At 75.5% G+C, this 7,021-nt stretch carries 2 protein-coding genes; one reads left to right on the top strand and one right to left on the bottom strand.

The window, feature by feature from the left end; translation table 11 throughout:
* Positions 1 to 45: 45 nt before the first annotated feature.
* Positions 46 to 6,660, bottom strand: a complete 6,615-nt coding sequence (locus IF30_RS0135680) for an SDR family NAD(P)-dependent oxidoreductase (RefSeq protein ID WP_420791191.1) — start codon at positions 6,658 to 6,660, stop codon at positions 46 to 48.
* A 166-nt stretch (positions 6,661 to 6,826) separates the two neighbouring features.
* Between IF30_RS0135680 and IF30_RS45980 the strand changes: the two genes are divergently transcribed.
* A partial coding sequence (locus tag IF30_RS45980; protein ID WP_234322969.1) for a helix-turn-helix domain-containing protein occupies positions 6,827 to 7,021 on the top strand: 195 nt, incomplete at its 3' end.

Raw genomic sequence — 7,021 nt, 5'->3', positions numbered from 1 at the left:
GGTGCGGAGGTGTCCTTTCTGCGGGATGGGATGCTCCGGCACCGGTCAGGCCGTGCCGAGTTCGATGTCGAGTGCTTCGAACAGCTCGTGGTCGGATGCCGCGTCGAGGTCGTCGGTCCGCTGGAGCGCGAGCCGGTCGTCGTCCCACCGCCACTGCAGGTCCCGGATCCGCTGGGCGATGTCCTCGCGCAGCGCGGGTTCGACCGCCGCCTCGGCGATCTGCTGGTTCAGCCGCTCGATCTCCGCCAGCGCGGAGCGGACGGCGGCGGCGGGGTCCGGGGTGAGCCGGGTCAGCAGCTGCTGGGCGAGCGCGTTCGGCGTGGGGTGGTCGAAGACCAGGGTCGGGGCGAGTTTGAGGCCGGTGGCCGCGTTGAGCCGGTTGCGCAGCTCCAGGGCGGAGAGCGAGTCGAAGCCCAGCTCCTTGAGCGCCCGGTGGGCCGCGATCCGTTCGCGCGAGCCGTGCCCGAGCACCGCCGCCACCTGGTTCAGCACCAGGTCCAGGACCAGCTGCTCCCGTTCGCCGCCGGCCGCGGTGGACAGCCGGCGCACGAGGTCCGCGGCGCCGCCCGCCGCGTCGGCGCCGCGTCCGCCGGGTGCGCGGCGGCGCAGCGGCGCCGGGGCGAGGTCGGCCAGCACCGGCGGCAGTGCGCCGCCCGCCATGCCGCGCATGGCCGCGGTGTCCAGCGGGGCGGCCACCAGGACCGGCAGGTCGGCGCCGAGCGCGGTGTCGAGGAGGGTGAGGCCCTGGGCGGAGCTCAGCGGGACGAGCCCGCTGCGGGTCATCCGCTGGATGTCCTGGGCGTCGAGGTGGCCGGTCATGCCGCTGGCCTGGTCCCAGTAGCCCCACGGCACCGAGACGGCCGGCAGGCCGTTGGCCCGGCGGTGCCGGGCGAGCGCGTCGAGGTAGGCGTTGGCGGCGGCGTAGCCGGCCTGGCCGGCCCCGCCCACGGTGCCCGCGATCGAGGAGAACAGGACGAAGGCGCGCAGCCCGGTGTCACGGGTGAGTTCGTGCAGGTTCCGGGCCGCGTCGGTCTTGGGCCGCAGGACCTTGTCCAGGCGCTGCGGGGTGAGTGACTGGACGATGCCGTCGTCCAGCACGCCGGCGGCGTGCACCACGGCGGTCAGCGGGTGGGCGGCGGGGATGTCGGCCAGTGCCGCCTCGAGTGCCGCGCGGTCGGCGGTGTCGCAGGCGGTGATGGTGACGTCGGCGCCCAACCGGCTCAGTTCGGCGGCGAGTTCGCCGGCGCCGTCGGCGGTGGGGCCGCTGCGGCTGAGCAGCAGCAGGTGGCGTACGCCGTGGGCGGTGACCAGGTGACGGGCGACCAGCCCGCCGAGCAGCCCGGTGCCGCCGGTGATCAGCGCGGTGCCCTGCGGATCGAGGCCGGGCCGCAGGTCGAGCACGACCTTGCCGACGTGCCGGGCCTGGCTGAGGTGGCGGAACGCCTCGGGCGCCCGGTGGACGTCCCAGGAGGTGATCGGCAGCGGGTTCAGCACGCCGCGCTCGCACAGCACGGTCAGCTCCTCGAGGATCTCCTGCACCCGGTCGGCGCCGGCGGTGTCGAGGATGTCGAACGCCCGGTACCGGATGCCGGGGTGCGTCGCGGCGACCTCCTGCGGGTCGCGGATGTCGGTCTTGCCCATCTCGATGAACCGGCCGCCGTCGGCCAGCAGCCGCAGCGAGGCGTCCACGAACTCGCGGGCCAGCGAGTTGAGGACGACGTCGACGCCCTTGCCGCCGGTGGCGGTGCGGAAGTGCTCCTCGAAGCCGAGGTCGCGGGAGGAGGCGAGGTGCGCCTCGTCCAGCCCCTGCTCGCGCAGCACCGGCCACTTGCCGGCGCTGGCCGTGCCGTACACCTCGACGCCCCAGTGCCGGGCGAGTTGGAGGGCCGCCATGCCGACCCCGCCGGCGGCGGCGTGCACCAGCAGGCTCTCGCCCTCGGTGATCCGGGCGAGGTCGCGCAGCCCGTAGTAGGCGGTGGCGAAGGCGACCGGTACGGTCGCGGCCTCGGCGAAGGACCAGCCGTGCGGTGCGCGGGTGAGCAGCCGCCGGTCGGTGACCACGGTCGGCCCGGTTCCGGCGGTCAGGCCCATCACCCGGTCGCCCGGCGCCAGTCCGGTGACGTCCGGGCCGACGGCCAGTACGACACCGGCGATCTCGCCGCCGAGCCGGCGCACGTCGGTGGTCACCAGGCCCAGGGACAGCATGATGTCGCGGAAGTTCAGGCCGGCGCAGTGCACCTCGACCCGCACTTCGCCGGGCCCGAGCGGGCGGTCCGCCTCCGGGTCGGGCAGCAGCGCCAGGTCGGCCAGGGTGCCGGTGCCGGTGGTGCCCAGGTACCAGGCGCCGGTGTCGGTGCGCGGGGTGAGCACCGTGTCCGGACGGGCGAGCCGGGGGGTGAACAACTCGCCGCGTCGGACGGCCAGTTGGGTTTCGCCGCTGGCGAGGGCGGCGGGCAGGGCGCGAAGCGATTCGGGTCGGCCGTCGGTGTCGATGAGCAGGAACCGGCCGGGGTTCTCGGTCTGTGCCGAGCGGATCAGCCCCCACACCGCCGCGCCGCCGAGGTCGGTGACGTCGCCGTCCGGCTCGGTGCTGACGGCGCCGCGGGTGAGTACGGCGAGCCGGGTGTCCGGGGGCAGGTCGCGGTCGAGGAAGTCGCGTACCAGGGCGAGGACCGGTTCGAGCGAGCTGCGGACGTCCCCGTCGGCCGCGGGCGGGACGGGCACGGTCAGGACGTCGCCCTCGGTCACCTCGTCGAGGGTCGCCGTCCGGGCCGCCAGGCCCGCGTCGGCCAGTTCGGCGGCGGTCGGGTCGGCCGTCGGGCCGCCCGGCACCAGCCAGGTGCGGGCCGGCGGATCGGCGGGTGCCGTGACGGGGGGCCACTCGACGGTGAACAGCGCGTCGACGCCGCCGTCCCGGCGGCCCGCGGCGGGTCGACCGGCGGCGAGCTGGTCGGCGGCGATCCGGCGCAGTGTCAGCTCGGCGAGGTCGAGCACGGGGGCGCCCTCCTCGTCCGTGGCGGTGAGCCGGGCGGTCTGCTCCCCGGTCGACTCGACGCTGACCCGCAGCCGGTGCGCGCCGGCCCGGTGCAGCGTCAACCCCTGCCAGGAGAACGGCAGGTGCGGCTCGTCGGGCGCGCCGAGCAGGGCGATCGGGTGCAGGCAGGCGTCCAGCAGGGCCGGGTGGACGCCGTAGCCGGTGACGTCGGCGTCGTCCGGGAGCGTCACTTCGGCGTGGACGGTGTCACCGGCGCGCCAGGCGGCCTGGACGCCCTGGAACAGCGGGCCGTACTCCAGGCCGACGGCGGCCAGTTGCTCGTAGAGGCCGTCCGCGTCCAGCTCGGTGGCACCGGCCGGCGGCCAGGCGGTGGGCGTGGCGGGCCGCTCGGCGCCGGCGGCGGCACTCAGCCGTCCGGTGGCGTGCAGGGTCCAGGCGGGTTCGTCCTCCTCGCCGTCCCGGACCTCGGCGGGGGCGGCCGGGCGGGAGTACAGGCTCAGTGCGCGCGCCCCGGTGTCGTCCGGCCCGTCGACGATCGCCTGGAGCCAGAGTCCGCCCTCCTCGGGGAGCAGGACCGGGGCGCTCAGCACGAGTTCCGCGACCTCCGCGCAGCCGGCCTCGGCGGCGATCCCCAGCGCGAGGTCGGCGATCGCCGCGCCGGGCAGGACGGCCTGGCCCAGCACCCGGTGCTCGGCCGCCCAGGGCTGGTCGGCGAGGCCGACGCGGCCGGTCCAGACCCGGCCTCCACCGGCCGCCAGGTGCACCGCGCCGCCGAGCAGCGGGTGGCCGGTGGCCTGCAGCCCGTCGGCCCGCGGATCGCCGCCGGCGGGGAACAGCCACAGGTGGCTGTGCTGGAAGGCGTAGGTGGGCAGGTCGGCCGGCCCGGTCGGGGCGCCGGCCGGCGGGGCGGACCAGTCCACCGGGTGGCCGTGGGTGTGCAGCCGGGCCAGTGAGGTGAGCAGTTGGGTCCAGCCGTTCTCGTCGCGCCGGAGCGTGCCGGTCACCAGGGCGCCGGCCGCGTCGGCGCCGAGCGCGTCCTCCAGGGTCTCCTGGATGCCGGGGAGCAGCACGGCGTGCGGGCTCACCTCGATGAAGGTGGTGTGGCCGGTCTCGGCGAGGTGGCGCACGGCCGCTTCGAAGCGGACGGTCTCCCGCAGGTTGGTGTACCAGTAGTCGGCGTCCAGGGTGCCGGTGTCCAGCGGTGCGGCGGTGACCGTGGAGCAGAACACGGTCGCGGCGGAGCGCGGCTCGATGCCGCGCAGTTCGGCGAGCAGTTCGGCGCGGATCGCCTCGACCTGGGGGGAGTGCGAGGAGTAGTCGACCGGGATCAGCCGGGCCCGGTCGCCGCGCGCGGTGCACTCGGCCACCAGCTCGTCCAGGGCCGTCGGGTCGCCGGAGACGACGGTGTGGCGGGGGCCGTTGACGGCGGCGACCGAGACGCGGTCGGCGCGGGCGCCGATCAGCTCGGTCACCTCGCTGGCCGGCAGCGCGACGGAGGCCATGCCGCCCCGGCCCGCGAGGGCGGTGATGGCCCGGCTGCGCAGGGCCACGACGCGGGCCGCGTCCTCCAGGGTGAGCGCGCCCGCGATGTGCGCGGCGGCTATCTCGCCCTGCGAGTGTCCGAGCACGGCGTCGGCCCGCACGCCGAGCGACTCCCAGAGCCGGGCCAGCGACACCATGACGGCGAAGAGCACCGGCTGGACGACGTCCACCCGCTCCAGCCCGGGGGCGTCCGGGGCGCCGCGCAGGACGTCGGTGAGCGACCAGTCGGTGTGCTCGGCCAGCGCCTTGGCGCAGGCCTCGATGGCCTCCCGGAAGACGTCGGAGGTGTCCAGCAGGTCGACGGCCATGCGCTCCCACTGGGAGCCCTGGCCGGGGAAGACCAGGACGGTCCGGCCGGGTTCCGCGGCCTCGCCCTGGACCAGGCCCGCGTCGGCCCGGCCGTCGGCGAGTGCGTCCAGCCCGGCGCGGAGTGCGGCGGTGTCCGTGCCGACTACCACCGCGCGGTGCGGGTGCTGGTCGCGGGTGGTGGCGAGGGCGAGGGCGACGGCGGCCGGGTCGGCGGGCCGGCGGTCCAGCTGGGCGGCGAGCCGGGCGGCCTGGTCGCGCAGGGCCGGCTCGGTCTGGGCGGAGAGCAGCCAGGACAGGGCCGGCGCGGTGGCGGCGGGGCGCGGCTCGTCGGTGTGCGGCTGGTCGGTGTGCCCGGCCTGGTGCGGCCGGTCGGCCCGGGGCTGGTCGCTGCTCGGCTCGCCGGGGTGTCGGGGGGCGGCTTCGAGGATGACGTGCGCGTTGGTGCCGTTGATCGCGAAGGAGGAGACGGCGGCCCGGCGGGGGCGGTCGGTCGCGGGCCAGGGCCGGGCCTCGGTGAGCAGTTCGACGGCCCCGGACTCCCAGTCGACGTGCGGGGTGGGCTCGTCCACGTGGAGGGTGCGGGGCAGCATGCCGTGCCGCATCGCCTGGACCATCTTGATCACGCCGCCGACGCCGGCGGCGGCCTGGGTGTGGCCGATGTTGGACTTCAACGAGCCCAGCCAGAGCGGCTGTTCGCCGGTGCGCGCCTGGCCGTAGGTGGCCAGCAGGGCCTGCGCCTCGATCGGGTCGCCGAGTGTGGTGCCGGTGCCGTGCGCCTCGACGGCGTCGACGTCGGCGGGCGTGAGCCGGGCGGCCGCGAGGGCGGCCCGGATCACGCGCTGCTGGGCCGGTCCGTTGGGCGCGGTGAGCTGGCTGCTGCGGCCGTCCTGGTTGACGGCGCTGCCGCGGACGACCGCGAGCACCGGGTGGCCGTTGCGCTCCGCGTCGGAGAGCCGCTCGAGCAGCAGCATGCCGACGCCCTCGCCCCAGCCGACCCCGTCGGCGGAGGCGGCGAAGGCCTTGCACCGCCCGTCGGGGGCCAGGCCGCGCTGGCGGCTGAACTCGATGAAGGTGCTCGGGGTGGCCATCACGCTGGCCCCGCCGGCCAGGGCCAGGGTGCACTCGCCCTCGCGCAGCGACTGGCAGGCCAGGTGCAGCGTCACCAGGGAGGACGAGCAGGCGGTGTCGACGGTCACCGCCGGGCCCTCCAGCCCGAAGGTGTAGGCGACCCGGCCGGAGGCGATGCTGAAGGCGCTGCCGGTGCCGATGTAGCCCTCGAAGCCGTCGGGGGTGCGGTGGAACAGCTGGGCGCCGTAGTCGCCGTACATGATCCCGGTGAAGACGCCGGTGCGGCTGCCGCGCAGTGTGGAGGGCCGGATGCGGGCGCGTTCGAAGGTCTCCCAGGCGGTCTCCAGCAGGAGCCGCTGCTGCGGGTCCATCGCCAGCGCCTCGCGCGGCGAGATGCCGAAGAACTCGGGGTCGAACCGGCCCGCGTCGTAGAGGAACCCGCCCTCGCGGGCGTAGGTCCGGCCGGTCCGTTCCGGGTCCGGGTCGTACAGCGCGGCCGTGTCCCAGCCGCGGTCGGCGGGGAAGCCGTCGACCGCGTCGACCCCGTCGTGCACCAGGTCCCACAGCTCCTCCGGCGAACTCACCGCCCCGGGGTAGCGGCAGGCCATGCCGACGATGGCGACGGGTTCGGCCCTGGCCTCGGTGAGCTGCTGGTTGTCCCGCCGGAGGCGTTCGTTCTCCAGCAGCGACGCGCGGAGGGCTTCAACGAGTTTCTCGGAAGACGGAGCCATGGATTCAGTCCCCACTGGTCGCGACGGCGGTCACGGCGATCCGCGCGCAGGAGGGCACGGAGCCAACCGGATCAATGTCCGAGGGGCGGCTAACGGGGGCCTTGGCGGCTCCTAAAGCCTCGGCGGAACAAGCCGAGCTTTCTTGTTGACCAACTTTGAAATCTGGTCATACACTCTCTCCGTGAACAGATCCCAACGTCTGCCAGTGGGGTCCGGCGCTCGCCAGGAACGGGCCGAGCGGATCCTCGACACCACCGCCGAACTGCTGGAACAGCACGGCTACCGCCGGGTCACCATCGACGACGTCGCCTCCCGCGCCGGCATCGGCAAGGGCACCGTCTACCTGCACTGGAAGACCCGCGAAGCCCTCTTCTGG

The sequence above is a fragment of the Streptomyces sp. NRRL S-350 genome, assembly GCF_000719705.1.
Lineage (GTDB): Bacteria > Actinomycetota > Actinomycetes > Streptomycetales > Streptomycetaceae > Kitasatospora.
This window is presented reverse-complemented; position numbering and strand designations above follow the sequence as displayed.